Below are 23,453 nucleotides of genomic sequence, written 5' to 3'. Positions count from 1 at the left end.
AACCCGTTGGAGATCAAAGGAATCATGCGGAAGCTTGCCCTCCTCGTGGCCGCGGCGGCGGCGTTTGGTTTGTGGCCCTTCGCGGGCCGGTTCGGGCTCGTGACGGGATCGATCGCGCTGCTCGGGCTCGGGGTCTTGCTCGCGCTCGCGGCGAGCGCGACGATCGATGGCCTCGCCGCGGCGGGCGGGGCGCTCGGCGCGCTGTCGGCGGCGATCGTGGGAAATACGTCGCCGGCCGCGGCGGGCGCGGCGCTCGTGGCGCTCGCGTACGCGGAGCGGACGACGCGGGTGAAGGCCGGGACGGCGCGGCTCGTGCACGTGGGCGGCGCGCTCGTGGCAGGTGCGCTCGCGGGGACGATCACGGCGGCGTACGGGAGCGGATCGCCTTCGATCCGCGTGGTCGCAGCGCTGGTCGCGGCCGTGCTCGCGGCGCTACCGCTCTTCGTGGAGGCGGACGATCCAGTAGCGTACGCGCTCGACGGGCTCGCGGAGGACGCCGGCGAGGAGGCGGGCGCGGCCTTGCGCGAGGGAGCCGCGTTGCGGAGGCACGTGGACGAACGGCTGCTCGACGCGGCCGCGGCGCGCGAGGTGCGCGCGAGCTGGAAGGCGCTCGTGCGGCTCGGCGAGGCGCGGGCGCGGCTCGAACGAGCGCGGGTCGGAGGAAAGGGCGCCCGCGCGGACGCGCCCACGGCCGTCGCGCGGCGCGTGGATCAACGCATCGGCGCGCATGTGGAGGCGCTCCGGCGCGCGTACCTCCTCGCGGACACGGCGCACGCGGCAGAGGCGAGCGAGGACGTGCGGGCGCTCGAGGTCGTGGAGGCGACGGGGGAGAAGCTCGAAGCAACGAGCGAAGCGCTGATCTCGTCGTGATGGATGCGCGCGGAGGCCGCTGGAAACGCGGCCCTCGGCGCGTCTATGCTGCGGCGCGATGGCCCCTCGGGCACCGAGCCTCCCCCGCCGCGTCGCCGCGCTACTCGACAAACGTCCGGTCAAGATCGGGCTCGCGATCTGCATCCTCGTTTCGCTCCTGCCGATGCCCCGGCTGGAGAGCGCGCTCCGGCCCGTCTTCCTCGCGATCTTCACGATCGAGCTCGCGCTGCGCTTCCTCGCGCTCCGGCGGCCCCGCGAGGAGATCCGGCGCTTCGAATGGTTTTTCCTGGTCGTCGATCTGCTCGCGCTCCTGAGCTTCTTGCCCTTCGAGCAGATCGGCGATCCCAGGTACGTGGCGCCGCTGCTCTCGCTCCGTCTCGCCCGGCTTTTGCTCTTGCTCCGGTTCGCCCGCGAGCTCGCGGCGGACCTCTACTCGATCGTGACGCGGCGCGAGCAGCTCCAGCAGTTCGGGCTCGTGACGGTGGCGGTCTGGTCGCTCGCGTTCGGCGCGGCCGTGGTGCTGGATCACCTGGCGATCCGCTACGATTACACCGGCAGCGGGCTCGCGGCCGACGCCGATTTCATCGATCGGGTGTGGTGGGCGTTCCGGCAGCTCGAGAGCGCGGACAACCTGGTCGGGACGATCAAGGTGCCGGCGCCGATCGCGGTGCTGTCGCTGGGCCTCACGATCGTGGGCGTGTTCGTGGTGTCGTTCATCATCGGCATCGGCTCGAACGTGGTCGATCAGGTGGTGCGGGCCGAGCGTCGGCGCACGGTCGACTACGACGAGCACTCGCTGGTGATTGGTCCCGTGCACGAGGCGGAGATGCTCGTGCGGGAGTTCGCGCGGCTCTACGAGCGGAACCGGATCCTGCGGAGCTTCTTCCGGCCAGCGGAGATCCTGCAATGGCTGCGGGGGCGCGGAGCGATGCCGCGCCGGCATGCCCTGCCGCGGATGGCGCTGCTCGGGACGACCGAGGCTCCGCCCGGATATCTGTACGAGCCGATGATGCGGTGGGTGATGTACCGCGAGGGCGACGGATGGGATCCGGACGCGCTCGCGCGGGTGTCGGCGGCGACGGCGAAACGCGCGATCTTGCTCTCCCGCGCGGACGCGGGGCCCGACGCGGACGCGGTGACGACGATGACGCTCGCGTCGTTCCGCGCGCAGAACCAAGACGCGCAGGTGTTCGTCGAGGTGGTGGAGAGCGAGAACCGCGCGCTCGTGATGGCGATCGGTGGACCTCATACGTTCCCGCTCGATATGCCGCGTTTTCTAGGGCTTTTCCTCTGTCAGCACTTGGTCACGCCGGGGGTCGAGGCGCTGTACACGGACCTCATGACGGCCGACGGATCCGAGTTCTACACGCACATGTTCGTGGAGCCCGGCGAGGCGGAGGCGATCGAGGCGCTCGGCGGCGAGGACGGGTTCGTGTCGTTCGAGAGGCTCGCGCGTGCGGCGTACGAAGAGCGCGGCGTGCTGCTCACGGGGGTGTTCCTGGGGAAGGCGACGCCGCGGCGGACGCGCGGGCTCGTGCCCGTGGCGGACCTCGAGCAATGGCTGAATCCGCTGCGTGATCCGGAGGAGGGATCGGGCGCGTGGAAGCTCGGCGCGCGCGCAGGGAAGATCCCGACGAAGCTTCTGCGCGGGATCATCGGCGTGACCGCGACGTACGCGCCGCTGCGCAGGTACGGGCGGGATCTCGTGATGGGGCGTGGGATCACGCCCGTCAGTCAGCAAACCACGCCGCCGCGGGCCGAGATCTGCACGTGGGCCGAGGACACGCACATGGCGCGAGGGCTACTCTCGCGTGTGCTCGTCGTGGGGTACAGCCCGGCGCTGCCGTCGATGGTGCGTGAGCTCGCGCGGTTCATGCCGGGCGTGGACGCGACGCTCGTGCTCGGCGAGCGTGGCGACGAGCGGATGCCACTCGCGATGCGTCTCGCGTCGCTCGGAATCGGCATCGAGCGGGATGTGCCGCCGCCAGGGCGCGAGGGCGTGACGATGTCGCTCGAGCACGGGGGGCGGGTGACGGTGTACACGCAACGCGGGCATGATCTCGCGTCCTTCGCGGTGGAGTGCGCGAAGAAGGGCGGGCCGATCGGCGCGGTGATCTTCCTGAGCGAGCCCGACGCGGTGGATCGGGACGCGCGCACGACGATGCGGCTACTCCGGTTCGTGGGCGCGCTCGAGCGCGGCGAGCTCGCGCGGGGCGAACGGCTGCACGTGCTCGCGGAGTTCGCGTCGGTGCAGAAGGGCGAGCACGCGCGGAGGCTCGTGGACGCGGAGCGATGCGGGTTCGCCTCGGGCAGGCTCCGGCTTTCGCTCGTGAGCACCGACCGGATCAAGAACTACTTCATGGTGCACAGCGCGTTCGTGCCGGGCGTGACCGCGCTCTACGACGAGATTCTCGGCGAGTACGGGCAGGAGATCGTGCGGCTCGAGCCGGGGGAGCACGCCGCGGGCGCGAAGGGCACAGTGCGGTTCGACGAGCTCAGGGAGGCGCTCGCGTCGCGGCAGGTGATTCCGATCGCGATCGAGCGGCGGGCGGTGGACGAACACGCGCGGGAGCGGCTCGAGGTGCTGCTCAATCCGCCGCGGGATCGGGTGTTCGCTCTGTCGGAGATCGTGGCGCTTTATGCACTCGCGGAGAGCCGCGATCTCGAGGAGCCGGCGGCGCGGGTGGCGCGGGAGCGGGCGCCCGCGTCGCGGACGGTCGGGCCTTTTGGGGTCGACATGGGCGCCTGAGGATCAGGGCGCGGCGCGCGGGGTCTCGTCGAGGACGCAATAGAGCAGCGTGGGATCACATTTCACGCGGTAATCGGGGTTGATGCCGGAGGGCGTGCGGCCCTCGGCAGCATTGCCCGTCGGATCGCAGAGCGCGTCGTCCGGCTCGTTCGTGGGGTTGCCGTCGGCGTCCGATTTCGCGCACTGGACCGCCGGGAAGAGCGCGACGAACGTGTACGTCGCCGAGCAGCCCTCCATGAGGTCCTCGTACTTCATCGTGCCGACCACCTGCGTGCCCGGCGCGGCGGCGGTGACGTAAATGGAGAGGTTTTCCCACGATTGTCGGAGCCTCTTCGCCGGGAGCGTGACGGGGTTTCCCATGGCGTCCATCGTCTCGGCCTCGGGGAGGTCGAGCTCGGCGGGCGCGAGCGCGGCGGTGCCGGATGCGCCGCCAGCATAACAGAGATCACGCTCGTCGGGGTTCGTCGTGTACGCGCCGAACGCATAGGGCACGTCCTCCTCCCCTGCCCCGAGCCCCTCGCGCTCGCGGATGAGGCCGCCGAACGTGTCGGACTGAACGGCAATGCTGCGTTTGTCGTAATCGGCGAGGGTCCGATCGTCGTTCGGCGCGAGGAACGTGGCGAGGCCGATCTCCTCGCCGACGAGGTCGGCGCAGGAGCCGGTGCCCTCCACGAGCGAATATTTCGCGATGAACGACCCGTGCCCGACGACGCACTGGATCGGGGGCTGCGAGCACGACGCGCCGCCGAACGAGGCCAGGCCGAGGCCGAGGGCCGCGGCAACGAGGAAGGAATGACGTTTCTTCATGGTTTGTCTCCTCGTCCGCACGTTCAGAAGGTCACCCGCGCATTGAAGCGGAACTGCCGCGGAAGCTGGAATCCGTTGGGGTTCCCGAAATTGGGGTTCTTGTCGACGTCGCTGAAGGGCTGGCCGTCCCAGTACACGAGCTTGCCCTTCGCGGCCGGGAGGTCGTCCATGGAGCCCCCCTCGATGGGGCGGACGTCGGCGAACGTGTAATTGGAATCGACGCCGGTCACGGCCTGGAAGTTGAAGATGTTGAAGATGTCGACGCCGAAGGTGATGGTCTGGTCCTTGCCGAGCTGGAAGCCGGCCGTGACGTTCGTGTCGATCGAATGGACCCAGGGCGTTCTGCCGCCCTCGCCGCGCGGCAAGATGAAGACCTCGCCCGTGAGGTATTGCGGGTGCGCGCCGAGGACGTTGATGGGCGTGCCCGAGCGGGCGGTGTAGCTGCCGCCGACGCTGATCGAGATGTTGCCGGGCAAAATGAACTCCTTGGCGCCGAAGACCTTGATGGAATGGGTGCGGTCGCCGGGGAGCGGGCCCTCGCGGTTCGGCAGGAGCGAGATGAGGTCGAAGTCCGAGTTGATGTTCGGATCGAGCTGCTGGGTCTCGGGCCGGAAGAGGCCGGCGAGGTTGCCGCGAAGGTAGGACGCGGTGTAGCTCGCCTGCGCGAGCCAGCGGTTCGCGAACGCCTTCTCGAAGAAGATCATGAACGAGTCGTAATCGCGGACGGCCTCGGGGAAGTCCTTGGCGATGCCGTGGCCGGGATTGCCGATGAAGTACGTGTTCGCCTCGTCCCGGCTCATGTCCTCGACGGCATAGTTGAGCGATTGGTGCGTGTACGCGCCGCCGATCTTCGCGTTATCGAAGAGCTCATATTCGCCGCCGACGACGAGCTGGTCGGAGGATTGAGGCTTGATGTCCGGATCCACCGGGACACGGTCGGAGCCGGTGGCGCCGAATTTCCGGGTCGGATCGCTGTTTCCGGTGATCGTGATGAGATTGTTCGGGTCGTCGCAAGCCCCGTGGACCTGCGCGGGATCCCGCGGATTGCAGGCGTTGGAGCCGCGGAGGGAGTAGATGTTGAGCTCGCCCGGGAAGGAGCGGTCGACGAGGTTCAGGGTGATGGCCTGGTAAAACCGCGCGAAGTTGCCAAAGATCTTGGCGCGGCCCTGCTTGGTCGGATCCCAGATGACGCCGACGCGGGGCGACCACTGGTTCGGGAGCGTCATGCCAATGCGACCGTCATTGCCCGTGACGACCTGCGCGTCATAACGGACGCCGAGGTTCAGGGTGACGCGCTCGAGGATGCTCCAGCTATCCTGGACGAACCCGCCGATGGTATAGGAGCGCGAGGTGGTGGAGAACGAGTTCAGGAAGACGGCGCGGTCGGGGCCCTCGAGGAAGCCGAAGCGACGCGCGTCGAGGAACGTTGCGCCGTCCGAGCTCTCGCGGAACGCATTGCCGCCGCTGACGCCGCGGGCGCTCGTGTAATCGAGGGCCTCGAAATCGATGCCGGCCTTGACGATGTGCTGGCCGAGGAGGCTGCCGATGGCCGTGAAGATGGCGCGGCCCTGGATGCGGTTCTGCGTGGCCTGACGCATGATGCCGGGGCCGCCGGTGAAGTAGTTGACGACGGGGCAATAAAGCGCCGCGATCTCCTGGCTGCCGCCCGGCGCGCATGCTTCGCGCGCGGCCGCCGGGAGGGTTTCGAATTCGGTGATCGGATACCGCCCACCCGTGGACCTGCGCCACGCGACGTTCGGGATCCCGGCCATCGTACCCGGCGAGCCGATGTCGGAGACACCGCTGCCGTCGGCGGCGGCCTGGGTGAGCGAGCCGTAGACCCAGCCAATCGTGGTGTCGAGCAGATACTTCTTCTCGGCGAAGGACGAGGAGGTCTTCAGGACGACGTTGTTCGAGAAAGACTCGTTGATCCCGCCGAACGCCGCGTAAGGCCCCTGCAGGTTCGGCGCAGATCCGCCGGTCTGGAGGTTGAACGGATAATCGCCGTTGCCGCCCGAGGTCTGCGGGGCGCCGAAGACCGAGAGCGAGACGTTGTGGTCCTGATGGGCCTTCCACGTGAGCTTTCCGATGTACTGGTACGTCCGGCTCGTGGCATAGTAGGTTTTCTCCGTCCCGGGCAGGACCGAGGTCTGCTGGAACCCGGTTTCGGGATCACGGATCGGAATGGGGTTTCCCATGGAATCCTCGGCCGGCGTGCCGTCGGGATTCTCGACGTAGAGGAGCTTGTTCAGCGTGCGATCGAGGCGCGTCTTCTGGATCGCGAGGCTCGCGCCCGTGAAGAACCAGAGTTTGTCGCGCAGAATGGGGCCGCCGAACTCGAAGCCGATGTCCTGGATGGTCGCGAGGCTCGGGCTCGTCTGGATGGTGCTGCCCTCGCGAGGAATGCGGGTGCGCCGGCCCTCGAGGGCGCCGGGCGTGATGGCGCTGAAGAAGGAGCCGTGGAATTCGTTCGAGCCGCTCTTCGTGACGACATCCATGACGCCGCCGATCGAACGGCCATATTCGGGCAAATAGCCGGCCGTGATGACGTTGACCTCGCGGACGAACTCGCTGGAGAGAGGGGTGCCGAGGATGCCGAAGGCGGCGTCGTTGGCGGAGACGCCGTCGATCACGAAGGCGTTTTCCGGGGAGGTCGTGCCATTGACGGAGACGCCGTAGGTGTCGGTGAAGGTGCCGGGGGCGATGGTGGCGAGGCCCTCGAAGGAGCGGGTCGCGCCGCCCTTGCCGGTCGGAGGGTTCGTCGGGACGCGCCGGGTGAACTCGGGGCCGACGCTGGTCTTGACGCCGGTCGTGTAATCGATGACGGGCACGGTGGCTTCCACGCGGATGTCGATGCCTGTTTCGAGGACCTCGGGGAGGATCTGGATCTGGACGAGGGCCGTGCCGCCCGCGCGGAGCGTGAAGGGCTTGGAGGCATAAGGCCGGAAGTTCGTCCCGCCATCGGCGCGAATGACGTATCCGTCGCCGGGCGGCAGGCTCGGGAGGCGGTAATTGCCCGCCTTGTCGGTCACGGCGACCTCGTCGCCCTGGAGCGCGGGCGAGGTGGCCGTGACGAGGACGTCCGGCACCGGCTTGTTCGTCTCGGCGTTGATGACCTTGCCCTGAATGGTGGCACCGCCCTGCGCGAGCGCCTCGCTGCCGAAGCAGACGATCGCCGTGGCGAGGGCCGGCGCGCAGAGGAGATAAACTCGATTCGGCCGTCTCACGTGGACCTCCCTCGAGCCCGCCCCGCGGGCTCGAGGGTCCGAAGAGCAGCGACCGTGCCACGAGGGCGCGGGGGCGATCCTCGCGAGGTATATAAGGAGGTCCGGAGCGGGGCCGGTTTCACGGCGCGCGATCTGCGCAAGGGGCGCTTGCACAAATCGCGCAAGCCAATTCGATCAGGTTGCGCAAGCAGCCCCGCAGGGCTTGCCGTCGTCAGGGGCAGGACGACTCGTGCGGGATGGCCTTGCAGGCGTCGGTCGTGGCGTCGCAGATGTCCTCGGTGCAGTCGATGCCGTCGTTGCAGATGACCGGCGAGCCTGCCGTGCAGCCCTGGAATGGGTCGCAGATCTCGGCGCCGTTGCAAAACACGTCGTCGTCGCAGACGTAGTCCTGCGCGTAATGGACGCAGACGCCGCCCGGGTCGTAGCAGAGGTCGTAGGTGCAGGCGATGCCGTCGTCGCAATCGGCATTCGCGGCGCAAGGCAGGGCCGCGGTGCAGCCGCCGACCGCGGCGATGCAGAGCTCACCGGAGGCACACGCGGCATCGATGGGGGTGAAGATGCAGGCATCGAACGACTCGGAACAGGCGTCGTTCGTGCAGGAGATCCCGTCGTTGCAGTCGATCGGGGCGGAGGACAGGCAGCCGAGGATGGCGTTGCAAGTCTCCACGCCGTCGCAGTGGATCTTGTTGTCGCAGAGGGAGTCGACGGGCGTGTGGCCGCAAGCGTCGGTCGCTTCGTCGCAGGTATCCAGGGTGCAATCGACACCGTCGTCGCAGGGTTTGGAGTTGCCGACGCAGCCAGCCGAGGGGTTGCAGACCTCGGCGCCGTCGCAATATTTGCCGTTGTCGCACTTCCCGCTGTCCGGCGTATGCTTGCATTGGCCGACGTCGCATTCGTCGGTCGTGCAGTCGATGTCGTCGTCGCAGTCGAGATCGATCATGCAGCCGGCTGCGGCGCTGCCGAAGCCGCCGCCCCCCGTGGGATCGATTCCGCCGGCGCCGCCGCTTCCGCCTCCGCCGCTGCTTCCGCTGCCGCCTCCGCCGGCGTTTACGCTGCCGCCTTCGCCGCCGCTTCCGCTTCCACCTTCCCCGCCGGTGCTGTCTGCGCCGCTCCCGATCGTCGCGCCTCCGGCGCCGCCCATTCCACCTGGGCCGCCGGCCCCCACGGTCGCGGCGCCGATGCTCCCTTGGGGACTCGTGGCGCCCTCCGAGCCGATCCGTTGCTCGATCGTATCCGAGCTACTACACGCGGCGAGCGCTCCCCATGCCACGAGCACGGCACCCGCCACGAATGCTCGATTCGTGTTCATTTAAGGCCCCCCCCGGAAAACAAGCCAGGTGTTCCGGGGATGAGTCTGACCCGTAAAAAATGGAAACTCCACGCAGGATCCGGGCGATTTCTCGGATTTTCCGGCGTTTTGTACGTCCCCGAAAAACGTATCTTCGTCCGGACCACGTCTCCGTGCGTCGCGGCCGGAGGCGGGATCAGCCGGGAACGGAAACAGGGGCGCGGGGGCGCCGGACCCAGTGCACGACGAGGGGCAAGGTCGCGAGAAGAAGGCCGACGAAAATGTCCTGGAGCCAGGGCGAACGGAGGCCGAGCGCCTTCGGGCCAAGCTTGCCGGCGAGGGCGCCGAGGAGGCCAAACGTGAGGGAGACGAGGGCGACACGCGGAGGAATGGGCGCGTCGACGAAGAGGCCCACGCAAAGGATCGGCAAGAGCGAGGCGCCAAGGAGGGCGCCCGCGAGGGTCGAGAGCGAGACGATGTCGCCGAGAGGGCGGAAGGAGAGCGCGAAGACGAGGGTCGCAACGAGAAAGAGAATCACGCGGGTGCGGCGCTCGCTCGGCTCCCGTCGGGCGAGCGGGGCGACGACGTGCTTTTCGAGGCACGAGGCGACGATGAGCAAGGCGGAGTCGAGCGACGACATCGAGGCCGCGAGGAGCGCGACGAGAAAGACGGGGCCAAAGGCGGCGCCGAGGAGGCCACGCTCGAAGACGAGCCGCGGGACGACCTCGTCGACGTCACGGACAAGAGGCACGAGCGAGCGCGCGAGGTAACCGACGGGGAAAAGGCAGGCGAGTACGAGGGCGAGCAGGAGCGGCGCGAAATGCCGGAAGCGGCGGGCCTGCGCGGCGTCGCCGAAGGCATAAAAGACCATGACCTGCTTGGGGTCGGCGACGAGTTTGACCGCGCCCGACAAACCCACCGCGACGAGCTGCGCGATCGAAAGGGGGCGGAGCGGCGGAGGCGCGGGCGCGGCAGGATCGGGCGTGGCGGAGACGACCGCGACGAAGAGCAGGACCGCGCCGGCGAGGAGGACGACCGATTGCACGACGTCCGTGAGCACGTCCGCCCAGAGGCCGCCGAGCAGGCAATAGACGATCGTGACGAGATACACGACGAGCAGCGCCGCGGAATACGAGAGGCCAAGGCCCGATGCGACGACGAGGGCCGTGCCTCGCAAGACGGCGAGGACGTAGAGGAGCGTCGTGACGACGACGATCCACTGGACGAAGACCGCGAGGGGGCGAGATCCGAAGCGGCGTTCGAAGAAATCGGGCAGGGTGAGGGCGCCGTTCGTCCGGGCAAACTCGGCGAAACGAGGGGCGAAGAGGTGGAAGGAGAGCGCGCAGGCGACGACGAGGAAGCCGGCGACGACACACCAGCCGAGCCCGACCTCGTGGCTCTTGCCCGCATGCCCGACGAAGGAGTTCGAGCTGACGAAGTTCGCCATGAAGGAGAGGGCGAGCATCCACGCGGGGATCTTGCCGCCGCCCGTGACGTAGTCGGAAAAGCCCTTGGATCGCCGGGTGACGTAGGCGCCGGCGAGGATGAGCGCGAGGAGGTAGCCAGCGACGACAAAGAGGGTGACGAGGCGATCGGGGCTCAACGAAGAAGATCCTAGTGGCGGCCGGAGAGCGGATCCTTGCGGGGAAAGGTGCCGCGAGGAAGGACGCTGGGCGCAGCCGAAGCCGAGGGGGCCGGCGCGACCGAGGAGGCCGGAAGGAGGGACGATCCAGATGGCGAAGGCCGCGGGGGGAGGCTCGCGCGGGCAGAGGACGGGAGGGCGGACGCCGCAGGAGAGGCGCTCGTCGTGGCGAGAGGCGCGTCGGGGCCGCTCGACTGGATGAAGACGACGCCGAGCGCGAGGCCCACCGCGAGCGCAGCAGCGACGGCGAGGCCGACGTACACGGAGCCACGCGAGGCGCGAGGTGCAGGCGGGATGTCGAGTGCAGGCCGAACCACGGCGTCGGCCGAGCTCGTGACCGTGCTCGACGGAGGCGGAGGCGGAGGCGTGTGCACGTGCGCGGGGAGATGCGGATCCGAGAGCGTGGCCGGGAGCCGAGGGACGGGCGGAGGCTTGATCGCGGGGAACGCCGGGGCGCTCGGAGGGAGCGCCGGGGTGCTCGCGGGCAAGGCCGACGCAGGCGGCGGAGCCTTCGATTCGAGGGCGTCGAGGAGGATGTCGATGGAGTCACGCCCCGACGAGGGCGGCGCGCGCATCGTCTCGCTGTAGGCCATGCCGCCGAGCGCGCGCCGCGAGGAGATGACGGCGTCGATGAGCGCGTCACCCTCCTCGATCCCGAGCGCCGCCGCGAGCGCGGTGACGGCCTCGCCCGCAGAGCGGAAGCGCTTGCCGATCTCGCGATGGCAGCAGCGGAGGAACCAGGCGTCGTAGGCAGGACCGAGCGAGGTGCCGAGCGCGCTCGGCGGGCGGATCGGGTCGTACGCGATCTTGCCGATGAGCTCGGCAACCGTGTCGGACTCGAAGTGATCACGGCCCGTGAGGAGGCGGTTCGTGACGAGGCCGAGGGCCCACACGTCCGTCGCGGCCCCGACGAGCGAGACGCGTCCCGTGGCCTGCTCGGGCGACATGAAGAGCGGCGTGCCGAAGATGCGGCCCGTCTGCGTGCGCGAGACGATCTGCGCGATCGTGGCCGCGTCGCCCGTGAGCTTGGCGATGCCGAAGTCGACGAGCTTGATGCAAGGGACGCCGTCCTCGCGCTCGATCAGGAAGAGGTTTTCCGGCTTGAGGTCGCGATGGACGATGCCGAGGGCGTGCGCCTTGTCGAGCGCGCGAGCGGCCTGTCGCATGTAGAGCACGACCTCGGGGGCGGGCAGCGCGCCGCGCAGGTCGAGCTCGGCGCCGAGGTCGCGGCCGCGGAGGTACTCCATCACGAAGAAGGGCGCGCCGTTGAGCTCGGGCGCGACGTCGGCGTCCGTGATGCGCACGACGTGATCGCTGTCGATCCGCGCCGGCGCGCGCGCCTCCACACGGAAGCGGGCGATCTTCTCGGGGCTCGCCGCGGCCGGATCGTGCAGCAGTTTGAGCGCAAACTGTTCGTCCGTGTGGACGTGCTGCACGAGGTGCACGGAGCCGACCGCGCCGCGCCCGAGTTCCCGGATCACGCGATACCGACCGGCGATGACCAGGCCGGGGGTGATCTTCTTCGTCTCCGGCATGCGCTAGGCGTCCTCGGGTGACTCACCATCCTAGTCAATTCCGAGGCCAAACGAAAGCGGGGCGCGGCCGCTTGGCGGTCGCCTTCGGCCGAGGTAGGTTCGACCCATGAGCACCGAGGGGATCTCGGAACGGGACTTCGAACGCGCCGCGGACGACACGCTGCGCAAGCTCGAGCGGGCGCTCGGCGACCTGGACGGGATCGAGGTGGATCTGCAGATGGGGGTCCTCACGGTCGAGTTCCAGGACGGAACCCGGTACGTCATCAACAGCCACCGCGCGGCGCGGCAAATCTGGATGGCCGCCGAACGCAACGCCTGGCACTTCGACCCGCGCACGGGCGGCGCGAGCTGGAACGCCTCGAAGGACGGCGCAGAGCTCTGGGCGACCGTACAAGCCGTGCTCTCGCGCAAGCTCGGCAGGACGATCGAGCTCACCCCCTGAGCGCGGAGGCCCTGGCATGCGCTCGACGCCTCGCCTCGCCCTCGCACTCGGGCTCGCGCTCGTGACGAGCGCGGCGTCCGAGGCCCACGCCTACTGTCGCGCCTCGACGTGCGCCGAGGGCCAGCTCTGCGGGCCCCCGCCCTGGGACGATCCGGCCTGCAAGCCGCTGCTCTGGAAGCGGCCTTGCGTGGGCGTGAGCGTGCAGGTGGAAGGCTCGGAGGAGGTGCCGTACCCGCTGGCCCTGGCGGTCGTCGAGGAGTCGTTCCGGGCGTGGGAGGAGCCGGTCTGCGAGACGGCGCTGCCGGGGCCGCCGAACATCCACGTGCAGAACCTCGGGGCCGTCGCGTGTGATCGGGTCGAGTACAACTCGAAGGCGGGGAACGCGAACGTGGTCGTGTTCCGCGACGCGACGTGGACGCACCCGGATGGGCCGCACAACATCGCGCTGACGACGGTGACGTTCGACACGAAGACGGGCGAGATCTACGACGCGGACATGGAAGTCAACACGCACGGCTTCCCCTTCACGACGTCGGACAACCCCGAAGAGGTGCAGACCGATCTGCTCTCCGTGATGACGCACGAAGCCGGGCACTTCCTCGGGCTCGCGCACGCGGAGGACGCGAACGCGACGATGTGGCCGAACTACACGTCGGGGAGCCTGTTGCCGCGCACGCTCGCGGCGGACGACATCGCGGCGATCTGCGAGGCGTATCCGCCCACGGGGGAGCCCGTCGACACGGCGCGCTGCAATCCCCTTCCCCGCCACGGCTTCTCGCCGGAATGCGCGGCGAAGCAGACGGAGGGCGATTGCAGCGTGCGCGGTGGAACCGGCGGCGGCGAGGCGGGGCACGCCGCATCGGCGCTCGCGCTCGTGGCACTCGGGTTCGTTGGAGCTCGAAGGATCAGAGCCCGAAGCGCACGCCGAGGCCGGTGAGGATGCCCGAGAGGGTCGGCGCGACGTCGAGATCGATCGCGACGCGTGGCGTGGGCCGGAACGAGACGCCGAGCCTCGGCAGGACGACCCACGGGTAGACGAGCGGCCGCACGCCCCCGGAGAACCAGCTCGGCTCTTCGTAGGCCCCGTAATGGTCGACGTCCTTGTCGAGCTGGTTGCAGTAGCGGAAGCTGCCCGGTGGATCGTTCGGCGCGGTGCAAGGCCGGTACGTGTACGGATCCGCAGGCGCAAAGCCGGGCGGATAAGCCTGCGTGCGATAGAGGCCGCCGAGGAAGGTGTAGCCGACACCGAGGCCGCCGCCGATGCGGAAGCGGAAGCGCTGCGCGCGATCGAGCGGGATGTTCCATACGAGCTCGAACGATGCCTGCAGGGAGGAGAGATCGGCCCAGACGATCTCGTACTCCGTGTCGGGCGTGCCGCGCGGCTTGAAGGGCGTGGGCTGGAGGAAGAAGGCCGCGTATCCGAGCGTGAACGTGATGTCGAGGTTGCCCGAGGGGCGCACGAGCGAGAGCGCTCCGCCCGGCGCGATCACGGTCCGCCCGCCGTCGCCGAAGATGTTCATGGCGAACTGCGGGATGACGTAGCCGCGGTACGCAGCGCCGAGCCAGAGGCGCGGCTCCTTCGATGGGACCGCGGGCGCGGGCGCGGCCGAAGATCCGAGCGACGCGAGATCGAGCTTGACGACACGGCGCTCGCGCTCGTCGAGGGTGATCGTTTCCTTGCGCTCCTTGCGGCCCTTGGCCTTCATCACGACGGCGAGCTCGTCGCCGGGATCGACCTTCTGCGGCTCGTTCGGCTGCTCGACGGGCTCGCCGTCGATCGTGATGACGACGTCCTCGTAGCCCTTCGGGATCACGAAGGAGAGCGTGGGAATGCGGGCCTCGACGTCGCGCAGCTTGCGTTTGGCGGTCTGGATGGCCGCGCGATCGCCGCGGGTGTGGCTCCGATCCGGCGGCTCCTCGGCGACAACACCGTAGAGGGCGCTCGCCTGGAGGAGCTCGGCCGCCATCTCGTAACAGCCCGCGAGCGCGACCGCGGTCTCGGGCCGATGCCGGATGCCCTCGGCCTCTTCGAGCAGCGGGACGGCGTCGCCGCATTCGCCCTTCCGGGCAAGCGCGATCCCCTTCTGGGCCTGCGCATCCCCGGGCGCGGCGCGCGCGGATGCGGAGGAAAACCCGGCAGCGGCGGCGAGACCGACACCGAGCAGGCGGCGGATCCACGTCGGCCCGGGACGATCCGGGCCTGTTCGTCGGTCGCGACCTGCGGCGCTGGGACGCCTCTTCGGCATGGCTCGGTCGATCGCGCGGGCTGCCATCGCCCTCGCCGGTCCGCATCCTACGCGGCCCCGAGCAGCCGTGCCGACAAAGTTACCACCGGCCTCATCCGGCGGCCTCCGAGGGTGACCCCGGGTCCGGCCCCGACCGTCCGGTGGTGAGATTCCCCGCCCGAGTAAGAAAACGATGGGCCGCGAGTTTTCCTGCTTCGACGTCCCCGAGTGACGCTTGTAATCTACCGCTGATGGACCCAGGCGCAGGGAAAAACGGGCCGAACGGTCCCGATAACACCCCCGGGGCCGCAGGTACCGGGCGGGGTATTCTTTCGAATCCCACGCGTCGGACCCTGCGAGCCGGCGAAATCCCGTCGACGATGATCGAGTGCGTGCACGCCGAGCAATGCGGCGGCTGCCCGCTCATCGGGATGGACTACGCCCAGCAGCTCACGACGAAGCGCGCACGTGTGGTGAGCGCGATCGTGCACTACCCGGCGCTCGAGCTTCTGTATACGCGCCAGGTCGTGCCCGGCGATCAGATCGTGGGCTACCGCGGCCGCGCGAAGCTCATCGTGTCGTCGACGGGCGGGATCGGCCTCTACGGCCGCTCCGGCAACCACGACGTGATCGACATCCCGAACTGTCGCGTGCTCGCGCCCGCGCTCGCGGAGGTGACGACGATGCTGCGTGGGCTCATCGCGTCGCCGCCGCCGGAGGCCCGCGGGCTGCTCTTGCCGTACGATCCGCACGGCGGCGGCGTGCTCCGCGCGATCGATCTGCGCGAGGTGCACATGCCGAGCACGACGGCGCTGCCGGAGACGACGACGACCGCACAAGGCAACCGCGTCGGTGTGCTGCTCACGTTCGTGCTGCAGCGAGATCGTGTGCCCTCGCGCGACGAGCTCAAGGAGGCGGGGCGCGCGCTCCGGTCGCTCTTGCCGCGCGTCGTGGGCATCGCGGCGAACCTGCACGAGGCGGACGCGCCGCAGATCCTCGGGCCGGAGACGATGGTGCTCGACGGCGTGCCGCACGCCGAGGATCGCATCGGGCCGACGTACCACGTGGCCTCGTTCGGCTCGTTCGTGCAGGTGCACCGCGGCCAGGCGTCGCGCGTGCACGCGCTCATCACGCGCGAGATCGCCTCGCTCGACATGCAGCTCCTGATCGACGAGACGGGCACGAACCGCAGGCAGCCGCGCGTCCTCGATCTCTACGGCGGCTCGGGCGCGATCTCGATCGCGCTGTCGCACGCGAAGAACATCGTGACGATGGTGGAGTCGTTCGCGCCCGCGGTGCAAAACGCGCGCGCGGCGGCCGAAGCGCAGGGGCTCGGCAAGCTCGACGCGCGCGTCGGCGACGCGGCCGACGTGGTGAACTCGCTGCTCGCGAACAACGAGAAGTTCGACGCCGTGGTGATGAACCCGCCGCGTCGCGGGGTCTCACCCGCGGCGCGCGAGGCCATCGCCCGCCTCGGCGCGCCGCTCTGCATCTACGTCTCGTGCGACCCCGACACGCTCGCACGCGACCTCGATCACTTCAGCCGCCTCGGCTACACGTCGAGCGAACTCATTCCGATCGACATGATCCCTCTGACGGAAGAGGTCGAGACGGTCGCCGTGCTCAAGCGCGCCCCGCCCGCGCAGCCGCGCGTGATCTACGAGGACGACGACGTCATCGTCGTCGAGAAGGGCCCGCATGAGCCGGTCGAGAACCAACCGGAGTACCTTGGCTCGCTCATGCAGCGCTGTCTGCGGCTGCCCGGCGTGTCGAACCTCAAGGTGGTGAACAAGCTCGACACGGGCACGAGCGGCCTCTGCATCTTCGCGCGCAACGAGGTGGCGCGGCAGCTCTGGACGACGGCGCTCGCCACGAGCGGCCGGCTCATCTACCTCGTCGCCGCGAAGGGCGTCACGCCGACGAAGGGCGCCATCGCGCGTGATCTTCGCGAGGGCGGCCGCAGCTACATGGCGAGGACGCGGTACCGCCGCCTCGCCGTCGCTTCGGGCCACTCGATCCTGCGCGTGATCCCCGACGGGCACAGGCCGCATCAGATCCGCCGCCACCTCGCGGCGATCGGGCATCCCGTGCTCGGCGACGAGCGCTACGGCCACGTGCCCACGAACCGCTACTTCGAGGAGAAGCACGGCCTCGATCGCTCGTTCGTGCACCTCATCCGCATCGAGATCGTGCATCCGCGCACGGGCGCGAAGCTACTCATCGAGTCGACGCTGCCGGGCGATCTGCGCGCGTCGCTCGAGCGCGCGACGGGTTCGTCCGTGATCAAGTTCCTCGAGCAGAAGCACGCGCTCGGCGAGAACCGGGCTTCGTCGATGCTGCCCGGAGAGCCGTCGACCGCGCCCATGCCGCCGCCGCGTCCGCTCGATCGGAACTCGCAGCCCGCGATCGGTCCGATGCCGAACGATCTCGCCCCGCCGCCGCCCTCGTACCCGCCGGACTCGCTCGCCGAGCCGATGTCGTACGCGTCGCCCGACTCATTCGCGGCGCCGCCGTCGTACGCCACGCAGACCGCCTACGCGCAGCCGCCGTCGTACGCCCCGCCGGGCGGCCTCCCCTCGCCGACCATCACGGAGGCGCCGACCGAGCACGTACCCGAGCTCGACGAGTCTCCCCGCACGATCCGTCACGCCATCGTCTCCGACGACGACTGAGCGGACCTGACCAAACTACATACCGCCCGCAAAAGTCCACGATCTGGTAGGCTCGCGCCGTGCCGTCCCAACTCACGGAAGAGCGCCCGCGTATCCTCGTCGTCGACGACGAGAAGGTCATCCGCGACATGCTGGCGGATTTCCTGGGCATGGAGGGCTACATCGTCCGCACCGCCGAGGACGGCTCCGCCGCGCTCGGGGAGCTCACGAAGTCGCACTACGACCTCATCATCAGCGACCTCAAGATGCCGAAGATGGGCGGCATCGCGCTGCTCGACGAGATCGGCAAGACCGCGCCCGACGCGCTGACCGTGATCATGACGGGGTTCGGCACGGTCGAGACCGCGATCGACGCGATGAAGCGCGGCGCATACGACTACGTGCTCAAGCCCTTCAAGCTCGACGAGGTGATCCACGTCGTGCAGCGCGGCCTCGAGAAGCAACGCATGGCCGCGGAGAACCTGCGGCTGCGCGAGGCGCTCGGGCTGTACAAGGTCAGCGAGGCCATCCAGGCGAGCCTCTCGCTCGATCAGGTGCTCGAGACCGTGGCCGACAGTTGCCTCTCGGAGGTGCGCAGCGATCTCGTCTCGACGTGGCTCGACAACGGCGAGGGCGGGCTCTTCGAAAGGCAGCACATCCGCGGACCTCTGCTGCCCGAGGACGCGGCGATCGGCGTGCTCGATCACGACAAGATCGCCGAGCACCTGCGCACCGAGGCGACGCTCCTCGAGCAAGGGCCGCGCGGGCTCAAGTTCTTCTCGGCGCCGCCCGAGGTGCCGCTCTACTCGATCGTCGCGGTGCCGCTGCGCATCGGCCAGCGGTTCATGGGGTTCATCGCGCTCGGCTCGTTCTCGAAGGGACGGCGCTTCGACGAGGGGCAACGCAAGCTCCTCAGCATCATCGCCTCGCGCGCTGCCGCTGCGATCGAGAACGCGCGCCTCTACCAGGATCTGCAGGCGACGTTCCAGCAGACGATCCAGGGCCTCGCGAAGGCCATCGACAAGATGGATCGGTACACCTCGGGCCACTCGGATCGCGTCGCGCTCTACGCCGTCTTCCTCGCCAGGCAGCTCGGCCTCTCCGCCTACGAGGTGGAGATCGTCCGGCAGAGCGCGCTCATGCACGACATCGGCAAGATCGGCTGCGTGCTCAACCTCAACAAGCCCGGCAAGCTCACGCAGGACGAGTACGAGGTCTTCAAGAAGCACCCGGTCTTCGGCCGCGACATCCTCGATCCCATCAAGTTCTTGCACCCGCTCATCCCGGGCGTACACCTGCATCACGAGCGCTGGGACGGGCGCGGATATCCGCTCAAGTTGAAGGGCAACGAGATCCCCATCATCGCGCGCATCATCGCCGTGGCCGACACGTACGACGCCATGACGAGTGACAGATCCTATCGCCGCGCGCTGCCGCACGAGGTCGCCGTGGCCGAGATCGAGCGCTGCTCCGGCTCGCAGTTCGATCCCGAGGTCGCCGCGAACTTCACCGAGAACATCGAGGGCTACCGCGACGAGCGGCGGAGCGCCGGAGACAAGGTGCCGGAGTAGTGAGCGAGAGACAGGCGAAGGCGTATTTCCTCGGTCGACGGCGCTACGAGCCCATCCACGCGCTGCAGCAGCACCTCGTCTCGCTCCGCGCGGACGGGCACATCGAAGACCTCATCCTGCTCGTCGAGCACGAGCCCGTCGTGACGCTCGGCCGCTCCGCCGACGGGGGCAACGTGCTGCTCGGCGAGGAGCGACTCACCGAGCGTGGCGTCGATCTCGTGCAGACCGGCCGCGGCGGCGACGTGACGTATCACGGGCCCGGACAGCTCGTGTGTTATCCGATCCTCGATCTCAAGCCGGATCGATGCGACGTCCGCCGCTACGTCCGATCCCTCGCGGAGGTGATGATCCTCCTCGCGCGCGAGCTCGGCGTGGAGTCGGGCGTCGTCGATGGGCTCATCGGCGTGTGGGTCGATCGCGAAAAGCCCGGCGAGTGGGCCGGCGCGCCCTGGGCCAGCGAGATCGCGAAGCTCGGCGCGATCGGCGTGCGCCTCTCGCGATGGGTCACGATGCACGGCTTCGCGCTCAACCTGTCCGTGGATCTCAACGGCTTCGGCATGATCGTCCCGTGCGGAATCCGCGACCACGGCGTCACGTCGATCGAGGAGCTCGTCGGCCGCGCGCCTGCCGTGCGTGACGTCGCGCTCGGGTGCCACGCGCTCCTTTCGCGCGGGCTCGAACTTTCCGTCGCGCGGGTAGAGGACATCTCGGACGTATCCGATCTCGAGGCCGCGCTCTCGGGGCAGGCCCGAGCATCTTTTGGCCCCGCAGAGCAAGAAAAACCCGCCGCCGGCTGATTCCGCACGAGGTCGCTTCGTGCGATCCTCGTAGCCCGTGGGGTCTGCTTCTTCGCCTCCGCCTCCCCAGGTCTCCGTCTCTCCGACGTCGGCCGATCCCTCATCGGATCGCTGCCCGCGGTGCGGCGGCCGGGCGACGCCGCTGCGGCGACGGAAAAACCCCTTCCTCGACGGGCTCGACATCGCCGTCGTCTGCGAGGACTGCGGCCTCTCGTTCCCGGCCAAGCCACCCCCGCCCCCGCCCTCGGGTCGGCCTCCCTGGTGAAGCGCCCCAAAATCGGGTCTACGCTTGGGGCTTCGGGTCGCCTCACGGCGCCCTTCGCCCCAAATCGGGTCTACGCTTGGGGCTTCGGGTCGCCTCACGGCGCCCTTCGCCCCAAATCGGGTCTACGCTTGGGGCTTCGGGTCGCCTCACGGCGCCCTTCGCCCCAAAATCGGGTCTACGCTTGGGGCTTCGGGTCGCCTCACGGCGCCCTTCGCCCCAAATCGGGTCTACGCTTGGGGCTTCGGGTCGCCTCACGGCGCCCTTCGCCCCAAATCGGGTCTACGCTTGGGGCTTCGGGTCGCCTCACGGCGCCCTTCGCCCCAAAATCGGGTCTACGCTTGGGGCTTCGGGTCGCCTCACGGCGCCCTTCGCCCCAAATCGGGTCTACGCTTGGGGCTTCGGGTCGCCTCACGGCGCCCTTCGCCCCAAATCGGGTCTACGCTTGGGGCTTCGGGTCGCCTCACGGCGCCCTTCGCCCCAAACCCCACGTAACACAGATGGATCACGCTGTGCTACGGTGCGCGCCATGTCCGTCGTGGCAGCGAGCGTCCTCGGCCTTGGTCTCGGGCTCAAGCATGCGTTCGAGGCAGATCATGTCGCAGCCGTGTGCACCTTCGTGGCGCGCGGCGGGACGGTCGCGCGTGCGGCCTGGTCCGGGGCGCTCTGGGGGCTCGGGCACGGGGCCGTGATGGTCCTCGTCGGCGGCGCGCTCGTGGCCTCGGGCGCGACCGTGCCCCCCTCGATCGCCCTCGCCCTCGACATCGCCGTGGCCGTGATGCTGGTCGGGCTCGGGATCGGCGCACTCGTGTCGCGCCGGCAAAAGGTCGCGGAGGACAGCGCGCCTCCGAAGACGGTCAAGCGGCCGCTTCTGGTCGGGCTCGTGCACGGCGCCTCCGGGACGGCGGCGCTCACGCTGCTCGTCGCGAGCACGATGCAGGCGCGCACGGCGGCGCTGGTCTTCGTGGGTGTCTTCGGGCTCGCGTCGGTGATCGGCATGGCGCTCATCGCGGCGCTCGTGGCCTGGCCGATGCGCTCGCTCACCCGCGTCGCCCCGTCGCTCGGCCCGCGTCTGCAGGCCCTCGCCGGCCTCGGCTCGATCGCGGCCGGGATCGCCGTGGCGTCGACGGTGATTTGACGGGCGAACGGCGCAAAAGAAGCCTCGGATCGATCGCTCGCCCGTGCAGCGCCGACCGAAAATCAGCTAAGAAGGGCGCCACATGGGCGCGACGCGGCAAAAGCAGCTGAGCAAGGCGCAGACGATCGCGCTCGCCAGCGTCGCCGTCCTCGGCACGGGCGCAGCTGCGTTCGTGACCGTGCCGGAGATCATGCTCGCGCACGGGACGCGCGAGGCGAAGGCGTGCCTCGCGTCGTACGAGGCGCCGCGCGGGCCCGAGCTGCCGGCGTGCCGGAAGTCGATCGAATGGATGCTGCTCCCGGCGCGGTTGCCGCTGACGGCAAACCGCGCGCGTTACCGGGCCGAGGAGCTCAACGCGCGGATCGCGCTGGCCAATTACGTGGACGCGGCCGTCGGGTCGCCGTCGGCCGAGGGCCTCGCGAAGGCCGCGGAGGCGCTCGATCTCGAAGCGGCGGTCGTGAAGGACGGCTCGCAGCGCGTCGCGTTCGACGAGCTCGGCCGCTCGGCCGGCGCGCCGGATGTCGGGCGGGAAGCGGACGCCGTGGGCGATCGCCGCACGCTGCTCGGGCGCGGCGAGATGTGGCTCGACTTCCGCGTGCGGATCGCGGCGATGCGCGCGGCGCTGCTCGAAGCCGATCCGAAGCGCGCCGAGGCGCTCGCGAGGAGATACGCCGACTACGATCCGCGCGATCACGATCACCGCACGGCGATCGCCACGGTGCTCTGCATGGGCCTCGGCGACGATCCGAAGCGCGGGTTCGAGATGCTGCCGTTCGTGCAGGATGATCGTGCATCGCGACGGTACGAGGGAATGACGCGGGATTTCGGCGAGGTCCGCGCGCTCCTCGTCGCGTGCGCCGCGCGCGCCGGAGCGTCGCCGCCGCCGATGCCGGACAAGCCGCAGGCGGGCGGCGCGGACGCGGTGGAGCAACGCGCGCTCCTGCGGCTCCGCCTCGCGACGTCGCACGCGAACGGCGAGGCGACCGAGCCCGTGCAATCGGCCATCGCGGCCGCGAGGTCGCTCCTTTCAAGTGGTCCACGCGGGCCGGGCGCGCGGATCGCGCTGCTCGCGGCGGTGATCGCGGCGGGCGCGGATCTCAACGCGGACGAGATCGCTCGGCTCTCGCGGGCGCGTGACGACGAGGATCCGCTCGCAGCGCCGATCGCGTGGACCGCGACCGAGTGGCTCGCCGAGCGGCGTCCCGAGTTCGGCGACGCGGAGCCGCCGCCGGTGGTCCCGGGGGCGGCGTTTGTCGCGGCGGCGCGCGGCGTGCTCGGCCTCGAAGCGAAGCTCCGCGCGCCCAAGGAAGGCTCGCGCGGCGCGACCGCGGAGGCGCTCGTCGCGACGCGGGGCGCGCTCTGGCTCGAAGCGGCGATGGCCCTCGCGCGGGAAGGTGACGCCGTGGGTGGAGCGAACGCCGCCGACGAGGCCGCGACCGCGCTCGGCCTCGGGTCGCACGGGCGCGCGCTCGTGCGGTCGAACGTGTTCCGGCTGGCCGGTGATCGCGAGAAGGCATTCGCGGAGCTCGCCGTGGACGACGCACCGGCGAAGGACGAGCTCAAGGGGAAAATCGCCTCGGATCCGAGGATCCCCGCCGCGGTCGCGCTCCAGCGGGCCGAGCTTGCGATGGCGCTCGGCAAGCGCGAGGAGGCACGGACGTCGGCCGAACGCGCGGAGGCGCGGGCCGAGGCTTGCCGCGACGTGCTCCTCGCGGCGCGGGCGCGCTGGCAGCTCGCGGCGCTCGGCGCGAGGACCGCGCCGCCGCCATCGTGGGCGGACGTCGAGGCGGGTGCGGCGCTCACGTGGATCGGCTTCGGCAACCCGCTCGAACCGTATCGGGCCGGCAACGCGGTCGCGCAATCGGCGCGGGTCGCGCGCGCGCTCGACGGCTGGGTCGGCCTCGCGGCCGCGGATCCCCTGCTCCGCCGCGCGGGACGCTGGGCGGCGCTCCGGGATCGCGGCGACGCCCCGCCCTGGCTCGGCGTGCACCTCGCGCTCGCAGGACGCTTGCTCCAGCCTTCCGAGGGGGACATCGAGGTCTGGCTCGACGCGGTCTCCGCCTTCGACACGCGCCGCTTCTCGCTCCGCTCTTATGCCTTCGCCCGGGCCGACGCCGCGCGCATGCGTGGCGACGCCGAGGCCGCGGCGCGCTGGGAGGCGCGTTATCGATTCCTGCGCGGCGTCGCCTCGGATCCGACACGGATCGAGCTCGCGCGGCACCTCGACCTGTAAAAGGTGCTATCGCTCT

16 protein-coding genes are annotated in these 23,453 nt (G+C 69.7%); 10 read left to right on the top strand and 6 right to left on the bottom strand.

Annotation, left to right across the window (positions count from 1 at the left end):
* Positions 1–24: 24 nt before the first annotated feature.
* Entirely contained in the window at positions 25–870 is an 846-nt protein-coding gene (locus tag KEG38_RS30175; protein ID WP_272423374.1) for a hypothetical protein, read from the top strand.
* Positions 871–928: 58 nt separating this feature from the next.
* Complete coding sequence (locus tag KEG38_RS30170; protein ID WP_272423373.1) at positions 929–3,619, top strand: ion transporter; 2,691 nt, start codon at positions 929–931, stop codon at positions 3,617–3,619.
* A gap of 3 nt (positions 3,620–3,622) precedes the next feature.
* Here the strand turns inward: KEG38_RS30170 and KEG38_RS30165 are convergent, their stop codons facing one another.
* The 5 genes from KEG38_RS30165 to KEG38_RS30145 all read right to left on the bottom strand — a co-directional run bounded on the left by KEG38_RS30165 (position 3,623) and on the right by KEG38_RS30145 (position 12,118).
* Positions 3,623–4,426, bottom strand: a complete 804-nt coding sequence (locus tag KEG38_RS30165; RefSeq protein ID WP_272423372.1) for a hypothetical protein — start codon at positions 4,424–4,426, stop codon at positions 3,623–3,625.
* Between the two features lie 23 nt (positions 4,427–4,449).
* On the bottom strand, positions 4,450–7,653 hold the full coding sequence (locus tag KEG38_RS55675) for a carboxypeptidase-like regulatory domain-containing protein (RefSeq protein ID WP_272423371.1): 3,204 nt from the start codon (positions 7,651–7,653) through the stop codon (positions 4,450–4,452).
* A gap of 211 nt (positions 7,654–7,864) precedes the next feature.
* Positions 7,865–8,962, bottom strand: coding sequence for a hypothetical protein (locus tag KEG38_RS30155; RefSeq protein ID WP_272423370.1), 1,098 nt, complete (start codon positions 8,960–8,962; stop codon positions 7,865–7,867).
* A gap of 175 nt (positions 8,963–9,137) precedes the next feature.
* Entirely contained in the window at positions 9,138–10,544 is a 1,407-nt protein-coding gene (locus KEG38_RS30150; RefSeq protein WP_272423369.1) for a sodium:solute symporter family protein, read from the bottom strand.
* A gap of 11 nt (positions 10,545–10,555) precedes the next feature.
* Positions 10,556–12,118, bottom strand: coding sequence for a serine/threonine protein kinase (locus KEG38_RS30145; RefSeq protein WP_272423368.1), 1,563 nt, complete (start codon positions 12,116–12,118; stop codon positions 10,556–10,558).
* Between the two features lie 106 nt (positions 12,119–12,224).
* Here KEG38_RS30145 and cyaY point away from each other — a divergent pair, with 106 nt between their 5' ends.
* Together cyaY and KEG38_RS30135 are read left to right on the top strand one after the other, a co-directional pair.
* The gene (gene cyaY / locus KEG38_RS30140) at positions 12,225–12,560 is read left to right on the top strand and encodes an iron donor protein CyaY (RefSeq protein WP_272423367.1); all 336 of its coding nucleotides are present in this window, start codon (positions 12,225–12,227) and stop codon (positions 12,558–12,560) included.
* Positions 12,561–12,576: 16 nt separating this feature from the next.
* Positions 12,577–13,497, top strand: a complete 921-nt coding sequence (locus tag KEG38_RS30135; RefSeq protein ID WP_272423366.1) for a matrixin family metalloprotease — start codon at positions 12,577–12,579, stop codon at positions 13,495–13,497.
* Here the strand turns inward: KEG38_RS30135 and KEG38_RS30130 are convergent.
* Positions 13,466–14,806: a hypothetical protein gene (locus KEG38_RS30130; protein WP_272423365.1), complete on the bottom strand. Its 1,341-nt coding sequence runs from the start codon at positions 14,804–14,806 to the stop codon at positions 13,466–13,468. The two genes, KEG38_RS30135 and KEG38_RS30130, sit on opposite strands and share 32 nt — an antisense overlap.
* Positions 14,807–15,165: 359 nt before the next feature.
* On the opposite strand from KEG38_RS30130, the gene KEG38_RS30125 reads away from it, so the two are divergent.
* The 6 genes from KEG38_RS30125 to KEG38_RS30100 all read left to right on the top strand — a co-directional run bounded on the left by KEG38_RS30125 (position 15,166) and on the right by KEG38_RS30100 (position 23,437).
* Positions 15,166–17,457, top strand: a complete 2,292-nt coding sequence (locus KEG38_RS30125; protein ID WP_272423364.1) for a pseudouridine synthase — start codon at positions 15,166–15,168, stop codon at positions 17,455–17,457.
* A 59-nt stretch (positions 17,458–17,516) separates the two neighbouring features.
* The gene (locus KEG38_RS30120; RefSeq protein WP_272423363.1) at positions 17,517–19,007 is read left to right on the top strand and encodes an HD domain-containing phosphohydrolase; all 1,491 of its coding nucleotides are present in this window, start codon (positions 17,517–17,519) and stop codon (positions 19,005–19,007) included.
* Positions 19,007–19,804 carry a lipoyl(octanoyl) transferase LipB gene (lipB, locus tag KEG38_RS30115; protein ID WP_272423362.1) on the top strand — a complete coding sequence of 266 codons (798 nt, stop codon included), beginning with the start codon at positions 19,007–19,009 and terminating at the stop codon, positions 19,802–19,804. Before KEG38_RS30120 ends, lipB begins: the two co-directional genes overlap by 1 nt.
* Before the next feature lie 37 nt (positions 19,805–19,841).
* Positions 19,842–20,069, top strand: coding sequence for a hypothetical protein (locus tag KEG38_RS30110; protein ID WP_272423361.1), 228 nt, complete (start codon positions 19,842–19,844; stop codon positions 20,067–20,069).
* Between the two features lie 526 nt (positions 20,070–20,595).
* Positions 20,596–21,204 carry a hypothetical protein gene (locus KEG38_RS30105; RefSeq protein WP_272423360.1) on the top strand — a complete coding sequence of 203 codons (609 nt, stop codon included), beginning with the start codon at positions 20,596–20,598 and terminating at the stop codon, positions 21,202–21,204.
* 82 nt (positions 21,205–21,286) lie between these two features.
* The gene (locus KEG38_RS30100; RefSeq protein ID WP_272423359.1) at positions 21,287–23,437 is read left to right on the top strand and encodes an amino acid adenylation domain-containing protein; all 2,151 of its coding nucleotides are present in this window, start codon (positions 21,287–21,289) and stop codon (positions 23,435–23,437) included.
* Positions 23,438–23,453: the final 16 nt, after the last annotated feature.

Origin of the sequence: Polyangium jinanense (genome assembly GCF_028435265.1) — a bacterium.
In the GTDB taxonomy this organism is placed as follows: domain Bacteria; phylum Myxococcota_A; class Polyangia; order Polyangiales; family Polyangiaceae; genus Polyangium; species Polyangium jinanense.
Note: the sequence above shows the minus strand (reverse complement) of the source record. Positions and strands in the feature narration are given on the sequence as shown.